Annotated in this window: 16 protein-coding genes; 13 read left to right on the top strand and 3 right to left on the bottom strand. The window is 71.4% G+C overall.

All coding sequences use genetic code 11. The annotated features are described in order from the left end of the window. Positions 1–27 precede the first annotated feature (27 nt). Complete coding sequence (gene holA, locus KSO98_RS13655; protein WP_225286187.1) at positions 28–978, top strand: DNA polymerase III subunit delta; 951 nt, start codon at positions 28–30, stop codon at positions 976–978. 160 nt (positions 979–1,138) lie between these two features. Here holA and rpsT read toward each other — a convergent pair whose 3' ends face one another. Both rpsT and KSO98_RS13645 read right to left on the bottom strand, forming a co-directional pair. Continuing rightward, positions 1,139–1,396 carry a 30S ribosomal protein S20 gene (rpsT, locus tag KSO98_RS13650; protein WP_225286186.1) on the bottom strand — a complete coding sequence of 86 codons (258 nt, stop codon included), beginning with the start codon at positions 1,394–1,396 and terminating at the stop codon, positions 1,139–1,141. Between the two features lie 159 nt (positions 1,397–1,555). After that, positions 1,556–2,500 (bottom strand): phosphotransferase, encoded by a 945-nt coding sequence (locus KSO98_RS13645; protein ID WP_225286185.1) that lies wholly within the window; start codon positions 2,498–2,500, stop codon positions 1,556–1,558. A gap of 86 nt (positions 2,501–2,586) precedes the next feature. Between KSO98_RS13645 and KSO98_RS13640 the strand changes: the two genes are divergently transcribed. From KSO98_RS13640 to lepA, 3 genes are read left to right on the top strand one after another with little or no spacing between them, the layout of a single operon-like run. Next, positions 2,587–4,167 carry an FMN-binding glutamate synthase family protein gene (locus KSO98_RS13640; protein WP_225286184.1) on the top strand — a complete coding sequence of 527 codons (1,581 nt, stop codon included), beginning with the start codon at positions 2,587–2,589 and terminating at the stop codon, positions 4,165–4,167. A gap of 37 nt (positions 4,168–4,204) precedes the next feature. After that, positions 4,205–5,929 carry a thiamine pyrophosphate-dependent enzyme gene (locus KSO98_RS13635; protein ID WP_225286183.1) on the top strand — a complete coding sequence of 575 codons (1,725 nt, stop codon included), beginning with the start codon at positions 4,205–4,207 and terminating at the stop codon, positions 5,927–5,929. Between the two features lie 53 nt (positions 5,930–5,982). After that, the gene (gene lepA, locus KSO98_RS13630; protein ID WP_225286182.1) at positions 5,983–7,857 is read left to right on the top strand and encodes a translation elongation factor 4; all 1,875 of its coding nucleotides are present in this window, start codon (positions 5,983–5,985) and stop codon (positions 7,855–7,857) included. A 67-nt stretch (positions 7,858–7,924) separates the two neighbouring features. Here the strand turns inward: lepA and KSO98_RS13625 are convergent, their stop codons facing one another. Further along, on the bottom strand, positions 7,925–9,397 hold the full coding sequence (locus KSO98_RS13625) for an MFS transporter (RefSeq protein WP_225286181.1): 1,473 nt from the start codon (positions 9,395–9,397) through the stop codon (positions 7,925–7,927). A gap of 87 nt (positions 9,398–9,484) precedes the next feature. Here KSO98_RS13625 and KSO98_RS13620 point away from each other — a divergent pair, with 87 nt between their 5' ends. From KSO98_RS13620 to KSO98_RS13580, 9 genes are all read left to right on the top strand, one after another. After that, positions 9,485–9,910, top strand: a complete 426-nt coding sequence (locus KSO98_RS13620) for a MarR family winged helix-turn-helix transcriptional regulator (protein ID WP_225286180.1) — start codon at positions 9,485–9,487, stop codon at positions 9,908–9,910. 21 nt (positions 9,911–9,931) lie between these two features. Further along, positions 9,932–10,177 carry a hypothetical protein gene (locus KSO98_RS13615; RefSeq protein ID WP_225286179.1) on the top strand — a complete coding sequence of 82 codons (246 nt, stop codon included), beginning with the start codon at positions 9,932–9,934 and terminating at the stop codon, positions 10,175–10,177. Positions 10,178–10,262: 85 nt separating this feature from the next. Next, positions 10,263–10,901, top strand: coding sequence for a hypothetical protein (locus tag KSO98_RS13610; protein WP_225286178.1), 639 nt, complete (start codon positions 10,263–10,265; stop codon positions 10,899–10,901). Between the two features lie 19 nt (positions 10,902–10,920). Further along, complete coding sequence (locus tag KSO98_RS13605) at positions 10,921–11,817, top strand: aminoglycoside phosphotransferase family protein (RefSeq protein WP_225286177.1); 897 nt, start codon at positions 10,921–10,923, stop codon at positions 11,815–11,817. 83 nt (positions 11,818–11,900) lie between these two features. Next, positions 11,901–12,557, top strand: coding sequence for an MOSC domain-containing protein (locus KSO98_RS13600; RefSeq protein ID WP_225286175.1), 657 nt, complete (start codon positions 11,901–11,903; stop codon positions 12,555–12,557). A 71-nt stretch (positions 12,558–12,628) separates the two neighbouring features. Beyond that, complete coding sequence (imuA', locus tag KSO98_RS13595) at positions 12,629–13,330, top strand: DnaE2-dependent mutagenesis accessory factor ImuA' (RefSeq protein WP_225286174.1); 702 nt, start codon at positions 12,629–12,631, stop codon at positions 13,328–13,330. Next, positions 13,330–14,856 carry a DNA polymerase Y family protein gene (locus KSO98_RS13590; RefSeq protein ID WP_225286173.1) on the top strand — a complete coding sequence of 509 codons (1,527 nt, stop codon included), beginning with the start codon at positions 13,330–13,332 and terminating at the stop codon, positions 14,854–14,856. The genes imuA' and KSO98_RS13590 overlap by 1 nt, the downstream gene beginning before the upstream one ends. A gap of 18 nt (positions 14,857–14,874) precedes the next feature. Further along, complete coding sequence (locus KSO98_RS13585; RefSeq protein WP_225286172.1) at positions 14,875–18,261, top strand: error-prone DNA polymerase; 3,387 nt, start codon at positions 14,875–14,877, stop codon at positions 18,259–18,261. Between the two features lie 140 nt (positions 18,262–18,401). After that, positions 18,402–18,590 (top strand): PspC domain-containing protein, encoded by a 189-nt coding sequence (locus KSO98_RS13580; protein WP_225286171.1) that lies wholly within the window; start codon positions 18,402–18,404, stop codon positions 18,588–18,590. Positions 18,591–18,597: the final 7 nt, after the last annotated feature.

The following is an 18,597-nucleotide window of genomic DNA, read 5'->3' as shown; positions in this document are numbered from 1 at the left end:
CGGCCGATGTGGCAGGCTGACGCCATCATGACGAGCACACCGAGCGCTGCCGACGTCCTGGGCCGGGTGATCCTGGTGACGGGCAAGGAGGAGTTCCTCAGCGAGCGGACCGTGCGTTCGGTGCGAGCCGCGGTCAAGAAGTACGACCCGGAGGCCGAGCTCGCCGATACTCTCGCCAACGACCTCACCCTCGGCACCCTCGGCGAGCTCAGCGCGCCCAGTCTCTTCTCCAGCGTGCGCTGCGTCGTCGTACGCGCCCTGGAGAACCTCCCCGATGAGTCCGTCGCCGGCCTCGTCGACTACGCCACCCAACCGGCTGAGGAGGTCGCGCTGGTCCTGGTGCACGGCGGCGGCCCCAAGGGCAGCGGCACGTTGGCCAAGCTTCGCAAGCTGCCCACCGTGACCGAGGTGAAGTCCGAGTCGATCAAGACCTGGGACCTGCCGAAGTACGTCACCGCGGAGGCGAAGGCACACGGCGCCCGGATCGAGCCGGACGCGGCCGCATTCCTGATCCAGGCGGTCGGGGAGGACCTGCGGATGCTCTCCTCGGCGCTCGAACAGCTGGTCAGCGACTTCCCGGGCACGACGATCGGCGAGCAGCAGGTGGCGCAGTACTTCGGTGGCCGCGCCGAGGTGAAGAACTTCGAGATCGCCGACGCGCTCCTGGCCGGTCAGCGGCTCGAGGCGATGGAAGGCGTGCGATGGGCGATCGAGTCCGGCACCAGCGCCGTCTACCTGCTCAGCAGCATCGCGGGACAGCTCCGCACCTTGGCCAACTACGTCGGCGGCAACCGCAAGTCGATCAATCCGTACGCCCTCAAGAAGCTGCCGTCCGTCGCCCGCGGCTGGGACGAGGCGGGGCTTGCCGCGGCGATCCGCGCGGTCGCCCAGGCCGACGCCGACCTCAAGGGCGCGGCGAGCGATCCCGAGTACACCCTCGAGCGGCTCGTGCTGACGATCACTGGTCTGCGCCGCTGACGGACGGCCGACTCAGCCGTGCCGCAGGGCCGAGTCAGCGGTGCGGGAGGGCCGAGTCGGCGGTGCGGGAGGGCCGAGTCGGCGGTGCCGGAGGGCCGACTCGGCGAAACGACGAAGGCCCCGCCTCTTGCGAGACGGGGCCGACGAGATGCTCAGAAGATCAGAGCGAAGAGGCCTTCTTGGCGACCGACGACTTGCGGTTCGCGGCCTGGTTCTTGTGGATGACACCCTTCGAGGCGGCCTTGTCGAGCAGGCGGGTCGCGGCGCGGCCCAGCTCGGCGGCGTTCTCGGCGCCGGCGTCCGCGGCCTCGCGGAACTTGCGGATGGCGGTCTTGAGCTCGCTCTTGACGGCCTTGTTGCGCTCGGTCGCCTTGATGGCCTGCTTGTTGCGCTTGATCTGCGACTTGATGTTCGCCATGTGCTTCTTTCAGTCCTTGGGGTTCGGCTCAGTTAGGTCTTCGGTGCGATCCGCCCGGCCCCTCGGGGAAATCAGAGGGGAGAGGCCCAACTGCGAACACGCGACTACCGAGATTAGCAGCGGCGCGGGAGTGCCCTCAAATCCGCTCATGCCCCACGATCAGACCCGCCAGCCCCGCCGCTCGGCCAGCCAGTCGTGCAACACGTCTCGATGCCAGGCCGCCATCGTGCGCAACCAGGGGGAGTTGCTCACCCGCGGCAGGTCCGCGGCGACGGTGAAATAGCCCAGGTGGAGCGCGAGGACGGTGTCGATGTCCTCGGCTGCGACACGGCTCAGCAGCGGGTGCGCCGCGAGGTGCGCCTCGACGTCGAGGCCGTCGCCGCGCGGCCCGATGAGGAGCAGCAGCGAGTCGATCCAGGCCGCGCCGCGCGAGGGCCAGGCCCAGTCGCACAGCCACGCCTGCTCGCCCGACGTCGACAGCAGGAGGTTGTCCTCGCGCAGGTCGCCGTGCACCAGCGTCGCGCCGGCGGCCACCTCGTCGATCCGCGCAGCGAGCGCGCCGCACTCGGCCGCGTGCGGCAGGTGGGAGAGCTGGGAGTGCCACAGCCCGGCCCAGCTGCCCACCTCCTCGGCGAAGGACGGCGTGCCGATGCCCGGTGCCGGAGTCAGTGCCTCGGCGGCGCGAACGAGCATGGCCGAGCACGCCGCGAGATCAGCAGGAGCCCACGGCCGGGCAGGCGAGACGGCGTCGACGTGCTCGATGCACAGCACCACCCACTCCTCGACCTCCATCGACCACCGCAGCCGGGGAGCCGGCGCGGAGGGCGGCAGCGCGCGCAGCTGCGACACCTCGCCGCGGTACGCGTCGGCGACGACCTTCTGCGCCTTGGTCGAGGCCGCCTTGAGGAAGTGCCGGGAGCCGTCGGCACAGGTCAGCACCGCGGCCAGGCCCGGCGTGAAGCCGGCCTCGCTGGACCGGTCCTCGACGACCGCCGAGCCGAGTCGACGCTCCACCTCGGCCCGCACGCGCGGCGGGAGGTGCACCCAGCCGAGACGGCGGGCGGTCCGCCCGACGGGATAGTCGACGGGGATCACACCACTCACCCGCGCCATCCTGCCAGGACCGCGCTCCCAGGATCTGTCCAGGTGCGGTGGCGCTTGCCCGGGTCGCCTGCCGGGTACGGCGTCTCGTGCTCAGATTCCTGGTCCTCGGCGTGCTGGCGGCGCTGTCACTGGTCGCCGTCCTCGCCGCCGCGATCGGCGGGTGGGGCTGGCTGCTGCTGGCCGCCTTCGTCGTCGCGCTCCTGGTGCTCGGTGTCTACGACCTGGTGCAGCGCAAGCACTCGATCCTGCGCAACTACCCGGTCGTCGGGCACATGCGCTACCTGCTCGAGTCCATCCGCCCCGAGATGCAGCAGTACTTCATCGAGCGCAACTACGACGGCCGCCCGTTCGACCGGGACACCCGCTCGGCGATCTACCAGCGCGCCAAGGGGATCAAGGAGGAGCAGCCGTACGGCACCGAGCGCGACCTCGACGAGATCGGCTACGAGTACCTGCTGCACTCCACCGTCCCGGTGGATCCCGCGCCCGAGCCGCCGCGGGTGCGGATCGGCGGGCCGGACTGCACCCAGCCGTACGACATGGCGCTGCTCAACGTCTCGGCGATGAGCTTCGGCTCGCTCTCGGCCCGCGCGATCGAGGCGCTCAACCGCGGCGCGGCGATGGGCGGCTTCGCCCACGACACCGGTGAGGGCGCGATCAGCCCGTACCACCGCAACGGCGGCGACCTGGTCTGGGAGATCGGGTCCGGCTACTTCGGCGCCCGCACCAAGGACGGGGGCTTCGACGAGCAGGAGTTCGCCGCCAAGGCCGCCGACGACCAGGTCAAGATGGTCAGCCTCAAGCTCAGCCAGGGAGCCAAGCCCGGGATCGGCGGGGTCCTGCCCGGGGCCAAGGTGACGCAGGAGATCGCCGACACCCGCGGGATCCCGGTCGGGGAGAAGTGCGTCTCCCCGGCGTACCACCAGGTGTTCTCCACGCCGCGTGAGCTGGTCCGCTTCCTCGCGCGCTTCCGCGAGCTGGCCGGCGGGAAGCCGGTCGGCTTCAAGCTCTGCGTCGGCTCGCGGGTGGACGTCCTCGCGATCTGCAAGGCGATGGTCGAGGAGGGCATCACGCCCGACTTCATCGTGGTCGACGGGGCCGAGGGCGGCACCGGCGCCGCCCCGCTGGAGTACGAGGACCACGTCGGCATGCCCCTCACCGAGGGACTGATGACCGTGCACAACGCCCTGGTCGGCGTCGGCCTGCGCGACCGGATCAGGATCGGGGCCAGCGGCAAGGTCTCCAGCGGCGTCGACGTCGTCAAGCGGATCCTCCAGGGCGCCGACTACACGAACGCCGCCCGCGCGATGATGCAGGCGGTGGGCTGCATCCAGTCGCAGCGCTGCCACACCAACCACTGCCCGGTGGGGGTCGCGACGCAGGATCCCAAGCGGATGCGCGCCCTCGACGTGCCGTCGAAGTCCGAGCGGGTCTTCAACTATCAGAAGGCGGTCGTCGAGCAGGCCGCCCAGGTCGTCGCCTCGATGGGGCTGAGCTCGTTCGAGGAGCTGCGGCCGCACATGCTGCGCCGGCGCGTCGACCACCAGACGATCCTCGGCTACGACGAGATCTTCGACCACCTGAGCCCCGGCCAGCTGTACACGTCGCCGCCCCCCACCTGGGTGCGCGACTGGGAGCTGGCCGACCCCGACCGCTTTCGCCCCTGATCGATCCGCCGATCCGTCGGCCCCGAGGAGGACCATCGTGACCACCGTTGCCGAGCTGCTCATCGAATCCCTCGCCGAGCATGGCGTGACCCATGTGTGGGGTGTCGTCGGCGACGCCCTCAACCCCGTCACCGACGCCATCCGGCAGGAGGACCGGATCACCTGGATGGGCGTACGTCACGAGGAGGTGGGCGCCTTCGCCGCCGGCGCGCAGGCGCAGCTCACCGGCCGCCTCGGCGTCTGCATGGGCACGGTCGGCCCCGGCTCGATCCACCTGCTCAACGGCCTGTACGACGCCAAGAAGTCCCATGCGCCGGTGCTCGCGATCTGCGGACAGGTGCCGCGTCCCGAGATCGGCTCGGACTTCTTCCAGGAGGTCGACAACGAGGTTCTCTTCTCCGACGTCGCGGTCTTCCACGCGACCGTCACCGACCCCGCGCAGCTGCCCAACCTGATCGAGCGGGCCGGCAACGCGGCGCTGCAGCACCGCGGTGTCGCGGTCCTCACCCTGCCGGGCGACGTCGGCGGCCTCGACGTCGCCAAGCACACCCGTACGCCGCGCTTCGTCACCGACAACCCGCCGCTGCCGCCGAGCCCGACCTCCGTGCAGGAGGCGGCCGAGGCGATCAACGCGGCGGGCTCGGTGACGATGCTGGTCGGCCAGGGCGCGCGGCATGCGCGCGCGGAGGTGCTGGAGGTCGCCGAGCGGCTCAGCGCGCCGATGGTGATCACGCTCAAGGGCAAGGAGGGTCTGGAGCGCGACAACCCGTACGAGGTCGGCCAGTCCGGCCTGCTCGGTGGGCACGCCTCGGCAGTCGCCTTCGAGGGCTGCGACCTGCTGCTCATGGTCGGCACGGACTTCCCGTACAAGGAGTTCTATCCCAGCGGGAAGACCGTCGTGCAGCTCGACATCGACGGTGGCTCGATCGGTCGGCGCCACCCGGTCGACCATGCGGTGGTGGGCGACAGCCGCCTGACGCTGCAGGCGCTGCTCGCCCAGCTCAGTCCCAAGGACGACACGGCGCACCTCGACAAGGCCCGCGAGGCGTACGCGTCGTGGCGCGAGCGTCAGGACGCCATCGCGGACCCGGCGTACGAGAGCAAGCCCGTCGGGCTGCTGCGCCGCAAGGTGGACAACCCCGACGGCCGGGTGCGCCCCGAGGTCCTGGCGGCAGCGGCCGATCGGCTCGCCGCTGAGGACGCCGTCTTCACCACCGACACCGGCATGGCGACCACCTGGCTGGCCCGCTACGTCCGGATGCGCGGCGAGCGGCGCCTGCTCGGGTCGTTCAACCTCGGCTCGATGGCCAACGCCATGCCGCAGGCGCTCGGCGCCCAGGCGCTCGACAAGGACCGCCAGGTGATCGCGTTCTGCGGCGACGGCGGCCTGACGATGCTGCTCGGCGATCTGATCACCGCCGCGACCCACGACCTGCCGGTCAAGCTGCTCGTCTTCGACAACGGGCGTCTCGGGATGGTGAAGCTGGAGATGGAGCAGGTCGGCCTCCCGGAGTACGGCACGGTGCTGCACAACCCGGATCTCGCCGCGGTAGCGGAGTCGGTCGGCGTGAAGGGGATCCGGGTCACGGAGGCCGGGGCGGTCGACCGGGCGCTCGCCGAGGCGCTGGCCCACCCCGGTCCCGTCCTGGTCGACGTGCTGACCAATCCCGACGAGGTCGCCGTTCCGCCCAAGCCGACAGTGCAGCAGGGCTGGGGCTTCGCCATCGCCAAGACCCGGGAGTTCCTGGACAGCCCCGAGTAGGGGAGTGCGGGCCTTTGGCTCGACGGGACCTGGCAAGGGATGATGGCCGCACCATGACCGCACCTGTGCCCGGATCCACTGATCCCGCGATCATCCGCAACTTCTGCATCATCGCCCACATCGACCACGGCAAGTCGACGCTGGCCGACCGGATGCTGCAGCTGACGGGTGTCGTCGGCGAGCGTGAGGCCAAGGCGCAGTACCTCGACCGCATGGACATCGAGCGCGAGCGCGGCATCACGATCAAATCGCAGGCCGTACGGATGCCGTGGACCGTCACGCCCGAGGCGGCCGCCGAGCACGACATCGAGGCCGGCGCCGGCACGTACATCCTCAACATGATCGACACCCCGGGCCACGTCGACTTCACCTACGAGGTCTCCCGCTCGCTGCAGGCGTGCGAGGCCGCGATCCTGCTGGTCGACGCCGCCCAGGGCATTGAGGCCCAGACGCTGGCCAACCTCTACCTGGCGATGGGCGCGGACCTCACCATCATCCCGGTGCTCAACAAGATCGACCTGCCGAGCGCCAACGTCGAGAAGTACGCCGAGGAGCTCGCCAACCTGGTCGGCTGCGACCCGTCGGACGTGCTCCTGACCAGCGCGAAGACCGGCCTCGGCGTGACCGAGCTGCTCAACGAGATCGTCAAGCAGGTGCCGGCCCCGGTGGGCGACCCCGACGCCCCGGCGCGCGCCCTCATCTTCGACTCCGTCTACGACACCTACCGCGGCGTGGTCACCTACGTCCGGGTCTTCGACGGCAAGCTCACCCACCGCGACCGGATCAAGATGATGTCCTCCGGTGCCACCCACGAGATGCTCGAGCTCGGCGTGATCAGCCCCGAGCCGCTCAAGTGCGACAGCCTGGGCGTCGGTGAGACCGGCTACCTCATCACCGGGGTGAAGGACGTGCGCCAGTCCCGCGTCGGCGACACGGTCACCAGCCAGCACAACGGCGCGATCGAGGCCCTCGGCGGCTACTCGCACCCCAACCCGATGGTCTTCGCCGGCCTCTACCCGATCGACGGCGACGACTACCCGACGCTGCGCGACGCCCTGGAGAAGCTGCAGCTCAACGACGCTGCGCTGACCTTCGAGCCGGAGACCTCCGGCGCGCTGGGCTTCGGCTTCCGGATCGGCTTCCTCGGCCTGCTCCACATGGAGATCACCCGCGAGCGGCTCGAGCGCGAGTTCAACCTCGACCTCATCTCGACGGCTCCCAACGTGATCTACAACGTGAAGATGGAGGACGGCACCGAGATCGAGGTGACCAACCCCTCGGAGTACCCCGACGGCAAGGTGAACGAGGTCCGCGAGCCGATCGTGAAGGCGACGATCCTGTCGCCGAGCGACTACATCGGCACGATCATGGAGCTGTGCCAGATGAAGCGCGGCACCCTGCTCGGGATGGACTATCTCTCCGAGGACCGCGTCGAGATGCGCTACATCCTGCCGATGGGTGAGATCGCGTTCGACTTCTTCGACCAGCTCAAGTCGAAGACCAAGGGGTACGCCTCGCTCAACTACGAGTTCTCCGGCGACCAGGCCGCCGACCTGGTGAAGGTCGACATCCTGCTCCAGGGCGAGCCGGTCGACGCGTTCTCCGCGATCGTGCACCGCGACGCCGCCTACGCCTACGGCGTGATGCTCGTCGGCAAGCTGCGTGAGCTCATCCCGCGCCAGCAGTTCGAGGTCCCGATCCAGGCCGCCATCGGCGCCCGCGTGATCGCCCGCGAGACCATCCGCGCCATCCGCAAGGACGTCCTTGCCAAGTGCTACGGCGGCGACATCAGCCGTAAGCGCAAGCTGCTCGAGAAGCAGAAGGAGGGCAAGAAGCGGATGAAGATGGTCGGCCGTGTCGAGGTCCCGCAGGAGGCCTTCGTCGCCGCCCTCTCCACTACCCAGCCGGCGGAGAAGGCCAAGAAGTAGTCGAACGCCGGGCGGGCCCGAGCGCGTGGTGCGCCCGGACCCGCTGGTGGGAGGTTGAGATCGTCGCTCAGGCGGCGAGCTCCTCCGAGAGGTCGACGTCGAGCTCGACGTCCTCGCCGGGCTCCTGCCGGCGCTGGACCAGCCCGAGCAGGGCGATGACAGCACCTGCGATCGCCACCGCTCCGGCGAAGATCAGGCCCGGTCGGAAGCCGTCGAGCACCGCCTGCGGCGATGCGTCGCCGCTCGGGGCCGAGGCGACGATGGCGGTGGTGATCGCCAGGACGATCGCCGAGCCCACCTGCATCGAGGTCTGGAGCACCCCGGCCGCGAGGCCCTGCTCCTCGTCGTCGATGCCGCTGGTGGCCTGGATGTTGATGGCGGGGAAGCCGATCCAGCCCACTCCGATCAGGACGACAGCGGGCAACAGCATCGTCCAGTACGACGGCGCGGTGTCGATCCGCAGGAACGCGAAGTAGCCGACCGCCATCACGGCCATCGTCACCGCGATGATCCGACCGGTGCCGAAGCGGTCCACGAGTCGACCGGAGACGAACGCCGAGGCGGTGACCATCAGCCCCACGGGCAGCAGTGCCATGGCGAGGTGGATCGGCGACCAGCCGAGCGTGTCCTGCAGGTAGAGCGTCACCAGGAACTGCCAGCTGAAGTAGGAGCCCGCGATCGCGATGATCGCCAGGCTCGCCCGGGCGAGGGTCGGCTTGCGCAGGATGCCCAGGCGCACCAGCGGGTGCTTGACCCGCTGCTCGACCAGGACGAACGCCGCGAACAGGACCGCGACGAGGGCGAAGGAGCCGATCGTCCGTACGGAGGCCCAGCCGTGGGTGGGCGCCTGGACGACCGTGTAGACGAGCAGGAGCATCGGCGCAGCGGACAGCAGCGCACCCCACAGGTCGTGACCGCCCTCCTCGGCGGGCCGGTCGCGAGGCACCAGGACGATGGCCGCGGCGAGGGCGATCAGGGCGACGGGCACGGGCAGCAGGAAGGTCCACCGCCAGCCCACGTTCGTCATCAGGCCGCCGAAGATCAGACCGGAGGAGTAGCCGCCGGCGCCGAAGACGGTGTAGATCGACAGGGCCTTGTTGCGGGCCGGGCCCTCGGCGAAGTTGGTCGTGATGATGGAGAGTCCGGTCGGGGCGGTGAAGGCCGCGGCCAGGCCCTTCACGAACCGGGTGAGGATCAGCAGGGGGCCGGTGCTCACCAGGCCGCCGGCGAGGGAGGCGACGGCGAACACGGCCAGGGCGATCAGGAAGACCCGCCGGCGCCCGAGCAGGTCGGCCGTACGCCCGCCGACGAGCAGGAGGCCGCCGTAGCCGAGGACGTAGCCGCTCACCAGCCACTGCAGCGTCGAGGTGGAGAGATCGAGCTCCTTGCCGATCGAGGGGAGCGCGACGCCGATCATCGAGACGTCGAGTCCGTCGAGGAACAGCACGATGCACAGGGTGATCAGCATGGCCCAGGTGCGTGCCTGCCAGGAGATGCCGGTCGCCTGGATGTGCTCATCGGGTGGTGTTGTGGAGGACATGACCATGACGATTCCATGCATGTGCATTGAATGCAAGCACAAATAATGCAGGTGCAATCTTCCGCAAAGTCGGCTAGGATGCGCGATATGGCAACAGGTTCGGCGGCTCCTTCGGCGGTGGCGACGCCGTCCGGTTGTTCACGGGAGAGGCTCGACGAATGGCGGGCCCTGCTCGACCGGCACGCGGTGCTCAGCGCGGCGCTCGAGAAGGCGCTGCAGGACAAGCACGGCATCGGGCTCAGTGAGTTCGAGACCCTCGATCGGCTGGTCGACGCCAACTGCGGCAGCTATCGCATGCAGGACCTCGCAGGCGACAGCCACCTGAGCCAGAGCGCGCTGTCGCGCGCTGTCGCCCGTCTGGAGAAGGCGGGCCTGGTCCGTCGCGACATCTGCGCCGACGACCGCCGCGGCGTCTTCGTCTGCCTCACCTCGGCCGGTGCGATGATGCACCGCGACGCACTCCCGACGCACCGCGCGATCCTGACCGAGACCTGGGACCACGTCGGCTCCTGAGGGCCCGAGTAGGGTCTGCCCATGTCCCGCTCTGCTGATATCTCCGTCGTCGTCCGCCGCTCGGCGGCGCTCGCGGCCTGCGGCCTCGCCGCCCTCGTCATGCTCATCACCGGCCACATCGGCTGGGCGATCCTGAGCTGCGCGGCGACCGTCGGTGGCGCTATGGTCGCGGCCGGCTCGATCGGCGAGCTGCGCTCGGGCAAGGCCCGGGCCGCCGTCGCGGTCCCCGCAGTCGTCACGGTGCTGGGGCTCATCGCCGCCTACTGACCTCACGAGGTGTCGCGAGCATGCAACCTCAGGGGCAGGGGTAAGCGTCCTAGGGACGACCCGTCCTCTCCGCTGGAGGTTTTCCGTGCGCGCGATCCTGACCGCTCTGCTGCTCATCACCGGGCTGGCGGTGACCGTCGCCCCGCCGACGTACGCCGCCTCCTCCGACCGCGCGACCGCGTCCGGACCCGTGACCGCGATCCGGGTGGTGCGGCCGGTGACGGCGGCCGGCACGCCGGCAGCGGGCTGGACCGTGCACCGCGAGCGCGGCCGCGCGTCCTGTGACGGGGCGGCGGTCTCGGCCGTACGCGCGGGCATCGTGTCGTGCTCCCCGTCGGCGGCCTATCTCCCGGCCTGCTGGCGATCGGCCCACCACACCGTGCTCTGCCTGCGGAACCCGCTGGAGCACACCCTGGTCCGGATGCGGTACGTCGGCGCTTTCCCGCAGGTCGCGAAGCCCGCCACGCCGACCCCGCTGGCGATGAGACTCTTCGACGGCCACACCTGCCGGCTGCGCGTCGGCGGTGCCTGGGCCACCCCGAAGGACCACCCGCGGTGGGTCGGCTACTACTCCTGTGACGACGGTGGCGACGTGTACGGCCCGCGCCGCGACGACGGCGTGATCCGCACTCACCCGCTGTGGTGGGTGCGCGAGGTCTACGACCTCACGACCGTGCAGCACCGCGCCCTCCGCACGGCCTACCTGGTCGGCACGGCGCACTGACGCTGGCTAGGGTCACGGTGTGACCGCCCTTCCCGAGTCCCTGCTGGCGTACGCCGAGCGCGGACCGGTGTGGGCGGCGTGGATCGAGCGGCTCCCTCGGCTCGTGCGCGAGCTGGTCGAGGAGTGGTCGCTGACCCCGGACGGCGCGGCGATGCACGGTCACACCGCGCTGGTCCTGCCCGTACGCACCACGGGCGGGCGGCCCGCCGTCCTCAAGATCGGCTGGCCGCACCCCGAGGCCGAGCACGAGGCGCTCGCGTTGCAGCACTGGCACGGCCGCGGCGCGGTGCAGCTGCTCCGGGCCGACCCGCACCGCTGGGCGCTGCTGCTGGAGCGGCTCGACACCGAGGACCTCGTCGACCTGTGGGACCTGGACGCCTGCGGGATCGTGGCCGGGCTCTACCGGCAGCTGCACGTGCCGGCGCCGCCGCAGCTCCGGCTGCTCTCCGAGCAGGCGACCCGCTGGGTCGGCGAGTTCGGCGCGCTGCCCAAGGACGCGCCGCTGCCCCGCCGGATGGTCGAGCACGCCCGGTCCCTCGCGCAGGACTTCGCCTCCGACCCGGCGTGCGACGGCACCCTGGTCCACACCGACCTGCACTTCGCCAACGTCCTGCTCGACCGCGCCGGCGACGTCTGGCGTGCGATCGACCCCAAGCCGCTCTCCGGCGACCCGCACTACGAGCTGGCGCCGATGCTGTGGAACCGCTTCGACGAGTACGCCGGCCGCGAGCGCGAGGCCATCCGCGACCGGTTCTTCGCGCTGGTCGACGGCGCCGAGCTCGACGAGGACCGCGCGCGCGACTGGGTGATCGTGCGGATGCTGGTCAACATCAAGGACGAGCTGCTGACCAACGCCGCGCCGGATCGCTCCTGGACCTCGATGATGCTGACGATCACCAAGGCGGTGCAGGGCTGAGGACCCGGCCTCACGAAGATGGCGGGGACCCACACGGAGAACCCGTAGGACACGAGGCCCTCCGGCACGGCAGAATGCCGCCCATGCCTCGCGTCATCTCCGTCAATGTCGGTCGCCCCAAGGACGTCGAGTGGGCCGGTCTGGGCTACACGTCGATCGACAAGCGCGCGGTCGACGGCGCGGTCAAGGTCCACCACAGCGGCCTGGTCGGTGACGTCGTCTCCGACACCAAGCACCACGGCGGCCGCGACCAGGCGGTCTACGTCTTCGCCCGCGAGGATCTCGACGCGTGGGGCGAGAGGCTCGGCGTCGAGCTGCGCAACGGCCAGTTCGCCGAGAACCTCACCACCGAGGGGATCGACGTCAACGAGGCGCTGGTGGGGGAGCGGTGGCGGATCGGCTCGGTGGAGCTCGAGATCTGCGCGATCCGCACCCCCTGCAACGACTTCAAGAACTGGATGGGCGTCACCGGGCACGACAACACGGCCTGGGTGAAGCGCTTCATGCAGGAGGGTCGTCCGGGCCCGTACCTGCGCGTGCTCCAGGAGGGCTCGCTGCAGGCCGGCGACGAGATCGAGATCCTGCACAGGCCCGACCACGGGCTCACCGTCGCCCACCTCTTCCGGGCGATGAACCTCGACCGCACCCTGCGTCCGCAGTTCGCCGCCCCGGAGGTCCTGGCGGTCCTCGGCGCCTCCGAGCGGGCCGGCGTCGAGTCGTACGTCGCCGCGCTCGTCTGATGCGCGCCTGAGACCTTCGGGGACCCTCCCCGCCACTTGCGTTGTTCGAACAAATGTTCGAACATGGATGAGTGCCGAATGTAGTCCTCGCCGATGGTGGCAACCGGGTCGATCTCGACCAGTTGCGCGAGCGCATGCGTCGGATGGAGGGCGGCCTCGGCAGCGCCGGCGGAGGGGCGGGGGAGTTCGCCCGGCCCGAGCTGGAGTCGCTGCCCGGCCTGGCCCAGGTGCTGCGGCTGCGGGCCGGCGGGAGCTACCAGGTCGAGGGGCACAGCCTCGCGCTCGCGCTGATGGCCGGACCCTCACGCGGGGGCGCCTGGTGCGCGGTCGTCGGGGTGCCCGACTTCGGTGCCGAGGCCGCCGCCGAGCTGGGCGTGGTGCTGGAGCGGACCATCCTGGTCCCCGACCCCGGGCCCTCCTGGCTGGAGGCGACCGCCGCGCTGGTCGACGTCGCCTCGCTGGTGCTGGTCCGGCCCAGCGACCGGGTGGCGGAGGCGGTTGCGGCCAAGATGTCGGCCCGGCTGCGCAAGCGGGGAGCGGCCCTGGTCTCGCTCGGTCCCTGGCCGCGCGCGGAGGCGACTGCCCGGCTGGTGACGCCGCGCTGGGCGGGGCTCGGTCGCGGCGAGGGCCACCTGCGCTCGCGCGAGGTGGTGGTGGAGGTACGCCGCGGGGCGGCCCCGCCGCGGCGTACGACCCTGCTCTTCCCGGGCCCCGACGGCACCCCGGTCGCTACCACCTCCGGTCCGGTCGTGCTGCGCGAGGTGGCGGTCTGATGCGCACGCTCGTCGTCTGGTGTCCCGACTGGCCGGTCGTCGCCGCGCTCGCGGAGCGCGACCTGCCCACCCACCTGCCGGCTGCGGTCTTCGTCGCCAACGCGGTGCACTCGTGCAACGGCGCGGCCCGTGGCTTCGGCATCCGCCGCGGGATGCGTCGCCGCGACGCCCAGTCCCGCTGCCCCGAGCTGGTGCTGCTCGACGAGGTCCCCGAGCGGGAGGTGCGCGCCTTCGAGCGGGTGCTGGCCGCGCTCGAGGAGCTGCGCCCGGGGGTGGCGCCGCTGCGTCCTGGCTTGGCCGCGCTGCGCTCGCCGGGAAGGTTCTACGGCGGTGAGCCCGAGGCCGGTGCCGTGATCGCCGAGTGCCTGGTCGGGCTCGGCATCCGCGACGTCCGCATCGGCGTCGCCGACGAGCTCTTCACCGCCGAGCAGGCCGCCCGGCGCGCGGCGGTGCAGGAGACGCTGGTGATCCCCGAGGGTGGGTCGGCGACCTTCCTGCGGACCCTGCCGCTCGACGTCCTCGACGAGCCGGAGACGGTCAGCCTGCTGCGCCGACTCGGGCTCACGTCGCTGGGCGACCTGGCCGGACTGCCGGCCGCGACCGTACGCGCGCGCTTCGGGGAGCGGGCCGCCTGGGTGCACCGGGTCGTGCACGGGGGAGGAGCGCGCCCGCTCGCGGCCCGTACGCCTCCACCCGAGCTGACCTGCGAGATCGACTTCGAGCCGGCGCTCGACTCCGCCGAGACCGTCTGCTTCTCGGCGCGCCAGACCGCGGAGCGGTTCGTCGCCCAGCTCGGGCAACGCCAGCTCGTCTGCACCGAGGTGGTGATCACGGTGGAGGCCGACGGCGCGCTCGCCTCCGAGCGGCGCTGGCTGCACCCGCGCTGGTTCTCCGCCATCGACCTGATCGACCGGCTGCACTGGCAGCTGGTCGGGTCGCTGCGGGTCGGCGACATCCGGGCCGCGATCACCCGCGTCCGGCTCACCCCGGAGACCGTGGTCTCCGAGGCCGACCACGCCGACGGCCTGTGGGGCGGGACCGACGCCCGCGTCGAGCGCGGCGTCGCCCGGGTGCAGGGGATGCTCGGCCAGGAGGCTGTGGTGGCGCCCGTGCTCCAGGGCGGTCGCAGCCCCGCCGACCGGCAGGCGCTGGTGCCCTGGGGCGAGCGCTCCGTGGGTCTGCGCTCGCGCGGACTGCCCTGGCCCGGCTCGATCCCGGCGCCGGCTCCGGCCCGGGTCTTCCCGACCCCGTGGGAGGCCGGCGTCCTCGACTCCGCCGGCCGCTCGGTGACCGTGCTCGACCGCGGTGCGATGACCGGCGAGCCGGCCCGCTTCCGCCCCGGGGCCGGGGAGCAGTGGCAGCCGGTCGCCGCCTGGGCCGGCCCCTGGCCGGTCGACGAGCGCTGGTGGGAGCCCGGCGAGGCCCGCCGGCCGATGCTGCGCTTCCAGATGGTCGGCGTCGACGGCCGCGCCTGGCTGGTCACCTTCGACGGCACCGCCTGGGTCACGGAGGCCGCCTATGACTAGCAGGGACGGGGACGATTGATGGGCTGGAACAACCCGCCGATCCCGTGGAAGGAGCTGGAGCGCCGGCTCTCCGGCAAGCCCGCCCCGAAGGACCCGTTCGGCGACGCCCCGATCTCGCGGCGCAAGAAGCGGATCGAGACGCTCGACGTACAGCGTCCCGAGGGTCCTGTCACGCCGTACGCCGAGCTGCACGCGCACTCGACCTTCAGCTTCCTCGACGGCGCCAGCGACCCGCGCGCGCTGGTCACCGAGGCGGTCCGGCTCGGGCTGCACGGGATGGCGCTCACCGACCACGACGGCTTCTACGGCGCACCCCTGTTCGCCGAGGCCGGCAAGGCGGCGGCCGGTTTCCGCACGGTCTACGGCGCCGAGCTCTCGCTCGGTCTGAGCGCACCCCAGCTCGGCGTGCCGGACCCCGAGGGCACCCACCTGCTCGTCCTGGCGCGCGGCGTCGAGGGCTATCACCGGCTCTCGGCGGCGATCACCGACGCTCAACTGCGCGGGGACGAGAAGGGCCGCCCGATCTACGACCTCGACGAGCTGACCGAGCGCGCGCAGGGGGAGTGGCTGATCCTCACCGGGTGCCGCAAGGGCTTCCGTACGCGCGCGGCGGTGGCGTCGCTGGTGGATCGCTTCGGACACGACAACGTCGTCGTCGAGCTGAGCGGTCACGGCTCGCCGGCCGACTCCGCGACCCACGACGCGCTGGCCGGGCTCGCGGCCGACCTCCGCCTGCCGATCGTGGCCACCGGCAACGTCCACGCCGCCCGTCCCGAGCACACCCGGCTGGCCGCCGCCATGGCCGCCGTCCGGGCCCGGCGCAGCCTGGCCGAGATGGACGGCTGGCTGCCCTCGTCGCCCGCGTACCTGCGCTCCGGGGCGGAGATGGCCCAGATCTATCGGCGTTTCCCGGGTGCGGTGGCGCGCAGCGTGGAGATCGCGGACGCCTGCGCCTTCGACCTGCAGAAGGCCAAGCCCGAGCTGCCCAAGCGGGGCATCCCGGCCGGTCACGACGCGGCCTCCTGGCTGCGGGCGCTGACCGAGAAGGGCTTCGTGGAGCGGTACGAGAAGCCGTACGCCCACGACCCCGCCTTCGTCGCCAAGGCCCGCCGGCGGGTCGAGGACGAGCTCGAGACCATCATCCGCAAGGACTTCCCGGGCTACTTCGTCATCGTGCACGACATCGTGCAGTTCGCCCGCTCGGAGAACATCTTGTGCCAGGGCCGGGGGAGCGCGGCGGCGAGCGCGGTCTGCTACGCGCTGGGGATCACCGCGATCGACCCGGTCTACTACCACCTGCCGTTCGCCCGCTTCATCTCCGAGCACCGCCTCGAGGAGCCCGACATCGACGTCGACTTCGACTCCGACCGGCGCGAGGAGGTGATCCAGTGGGTCTACGACACCTACGGCCGGCGCAACGCCGCCCAAGTCGCCAACATCATCACCTACCGCCCGAAGTCGGCCGTACGCGACGCCGCCAAGGCGCTCGGCTACTCACCGGGTCAGCAGGACGCCTGGTCCAAGGGGCTGCAGAGCTGGAGCGGCATCGACGAGGAGTCCGACCTGCCGGCCCAGGTGCGGCAGCTGGCCGAGGGGTTCCTGGCCGCACCGCGCCACCTGGGGATCCACTCCGGCGGGATGATCCTCACCGAGCGCCCGATCGGCGAGGTGGTGCCGATCGAGCGCGCCCGGATGGAGAGGCGGACCGTCCTGCAGTGGGACAAGGACGGCTGCGAGTACATGGGGCTGGTGAAGTTCGACCTGCTCGGCCTCGGCATGCTCTCCGCGCTGGACCACATGATGAACCTCGCCCGGGAGCACTGTGGGGATCACTGGGAGCTGGCGACCATCCCCAAGGAGGAGCCGGCCGTCTTCGACATGCTCTGCCGGGCCGACTCGATCGGGGTCTTCCAGGTGGAGTCGCGCGCGCAGATCGGCACCCTGCCGCGGCTGCGGCCGCGCTGCTTCTACGACCTGGCGATCGAGATCGCCCTCATCCGGCCCGGCCCGATCCAGGGCGGCGCCGTGCACCCGTACGTGCGGCGCGCGACCGGCAAGGAGCCGACCACCTTCGCGCACCCGCTGCTCGCCCACAAGGAGGTGCTCGGGCGTACGCGCGGGGTGCCGATCTTCCAGGAGCAGCTCATCGAGATGGGCCGGATCCTGGGCGACTTCAGCGCCGACGACGCCGACCTGCTGCGGCGCGCGATGGGCTCCAAGCGGGGCGTGGAGCGGATCGAGTCGCTGCGGGCCAAGCTCTTCGAGGGGATGGCCGCCAAGGGGCTGGACGCGGTGCAGCAGGAGGCGATCTACACCCAGATCATCTCGTTCGCGAGCTTCGGGTTCGCGGAGTCGCACGCGCTCTCCTTCGCCAAGCTGGTCTACGCCTCGTCGTGGTTCAAGCTGCACTACCCGGCGGCGTTCCTCGCGGGGCTGCTGCGCGCCCAGCCGATGGGGTTCTACTCGCCGCAGTCGCTCACCCAGGACGCGAAGCGTCATGGGGTGGAGGTGCTGCGGCCCTCGTTGATCCACTCCGCGGCGGTCGCCGACCTCGAGCCGATCGGTACCCGCATCGAGACCCCGTTCCGGCCCGAGTGCCTGCACGACGGCCCCCAGCAGGGCGTCCCCTGGGTCCCCGGCACCCCCGACCCGACGCCGGTGCACCGCCGCGACACCGCGTTCGCCGTACGGCTCGGGCTCGACTCCGTGCGCGGCATCGGCGCCGACGTCGCCCGGCGGATCGTCGAAGCGCGGGGTGAGCGCCCCTTCCGCGACCAGCTGGACCTGTCGCGCCGCGCCGGCCTGGAGCGCGCCCAGCTGGAGGCGCTCGCGACCGCCGGCGTCTTCGCCGAGGCGTTCGGCGGCCAGGACCGCCGCCAGGCGCTGTGGGCGGCGGGCTGGACCGAGCGACCGGACCAGCTCGAGGGGGTCGGGCTGGCGGTCGAGGCCCCCGAGCTGCCGGCGATGGACGCCGTCGAGGAGACCCTCGCCGACCTGTGGGCGACCGGCGTCAGCCCCGACGGGCACCCGTTCGCGCACGTCCGGGCACGGCTGGGGGAGTTCGGCATCCCGGCGATCAACGAGCTGCCCTCGTACGGCACCGGACGCACCCTGACCGTCGCCGGGCTGGTCACCCACCGCCAGCGTCCCGGCACCGCCGGCGGCGTCACCTTCCTCAACCTCGAGGACGAGACCGGCATGCTCAACGTCGTCTGCAACGAGACCGTCTGGGCCAAGCACCGCACGCTGGTGACCTCGGTCAACGCGCTGCTGATCGAGGGTCGCCTCGAGCGCAGCGCGGGCGCCACCAACCTGATCGCGATCCGGATCGGAGGCCTCGCGCAGATCTACCCCGAGGCCGCCCGCGCGCTCGCGGAGCGGCACCGATCGCGCGACTTCCGCTGACCCGGCCCTCCGGCACTGCTGACTCGGCCCTCCGGCACCGCCGACCCGGCCCTCCGGCACCGCCGACCCGGCCCAAACCCCTGGGCGGATCAGGGGAGTTCCCGATGGAGTCATGACCGGATGGCGGGCACAGTGGTGTCATGACCACGAACTCGCTCACCCGCCCCTCCGACGACCGCTGGATCGCGGGCGTCTGCGCCGGCCTCGGGCGCCGCTTCGGCATCGACCCGAAGGCGGTCCGGATCGCCTTCGTGATCTCCTGCCTGCTGCCCGGCCCGCAGTTCCTGATCTACATCCTCCTGTGGATCCTGATGCCCAGCGAGGACTGAGGGGTTC

This window comes from Nocardioides nematodiphilus, assembly GCF_020216525.1.
GTDB classification, from domain to species: domain Bacteria; phylum Actinomycetota; class Actinomycetes; order Propionibacteriales; family Nocardioidaceae; genus Nocardioides; species Nocardioides nematodiphilus.
The sequence above is the reverse complement of the archived record's forward strand: the minus strand, read 5'-3'. Positions and strand labels throughout refer to the sequence as shown.

Bases quoted from the DNA above. Each gene is read 5' to 3' on its own strand.
- KSO98_RS13585 (WP_225286172.1), top strand. From the start codon at position 14,875: ATGGGCTGGAACAACCCGCCGATCCCGTGGAAGGAGCTGGAGCGCCGG.
- KSO98_RS13600 (WP_225286175.1), top strand. From the start codon at position 11,901: ATGCCTCGCGTCATCTCCGTCAATGTCGGTCGCCCCAAGGACGTCGAG.
- rpsT (WP_225286186.1), bottom strand. From the start codon at position 1,396: ATGGCGAACATCAAGTCGCAGATCAAGCGCAACAAGCAGGCCATCAAG.
- lepA (WP_225286182.1), top strand. From the start codon at position 5,983: ATGACCGCACCTGTGCCCGGATCCACTGATCCCGCGATCATCCGCAAC.
- KSO98_RS13625 (WP_225286181.1), bottom strand. From the start codon at position 9,397: ATGTCCTCCACAACACCACCCGATGAGCACATCCAGGCGACCGGCATC.
- KSO98_RS13620 (WP_225286180.1), top strand. From the start codon at position 9,485: ATGGCAACAGGTTCGGCGGCTCCTTCGGCGGTGGCGACGCCGTCCGGT.
- holA (WP_225286187.1), top strand. From the start codon at position 28: ATGACGAGCACACCGAGCGCTGCCGACGTCCTGGGCCGGGTGATCCTG.
- KSO98_RS13580 (WP_225286171.1), top strand. From the start codon at position 18,402: ATGACCACGAACTCGCTCACCCGCCCCTCCGACGACCGCTGGATCGCG.
- KSO98_RS13615 (WP_225286179.1), top strand. From the start codon at position 9,932: ATGTCCCGCTCTGCTGATATCTCCGTCGTCGTCCGCCGCTCGGCGGCG.
- KSO98_RS13590 (WP_225286173.1), top strand. From the start codon at position 13,330: ATGCGCACGCTCGTCGTCTGGTGTCCCGACTGGCCGGTCGTCGCCGCG.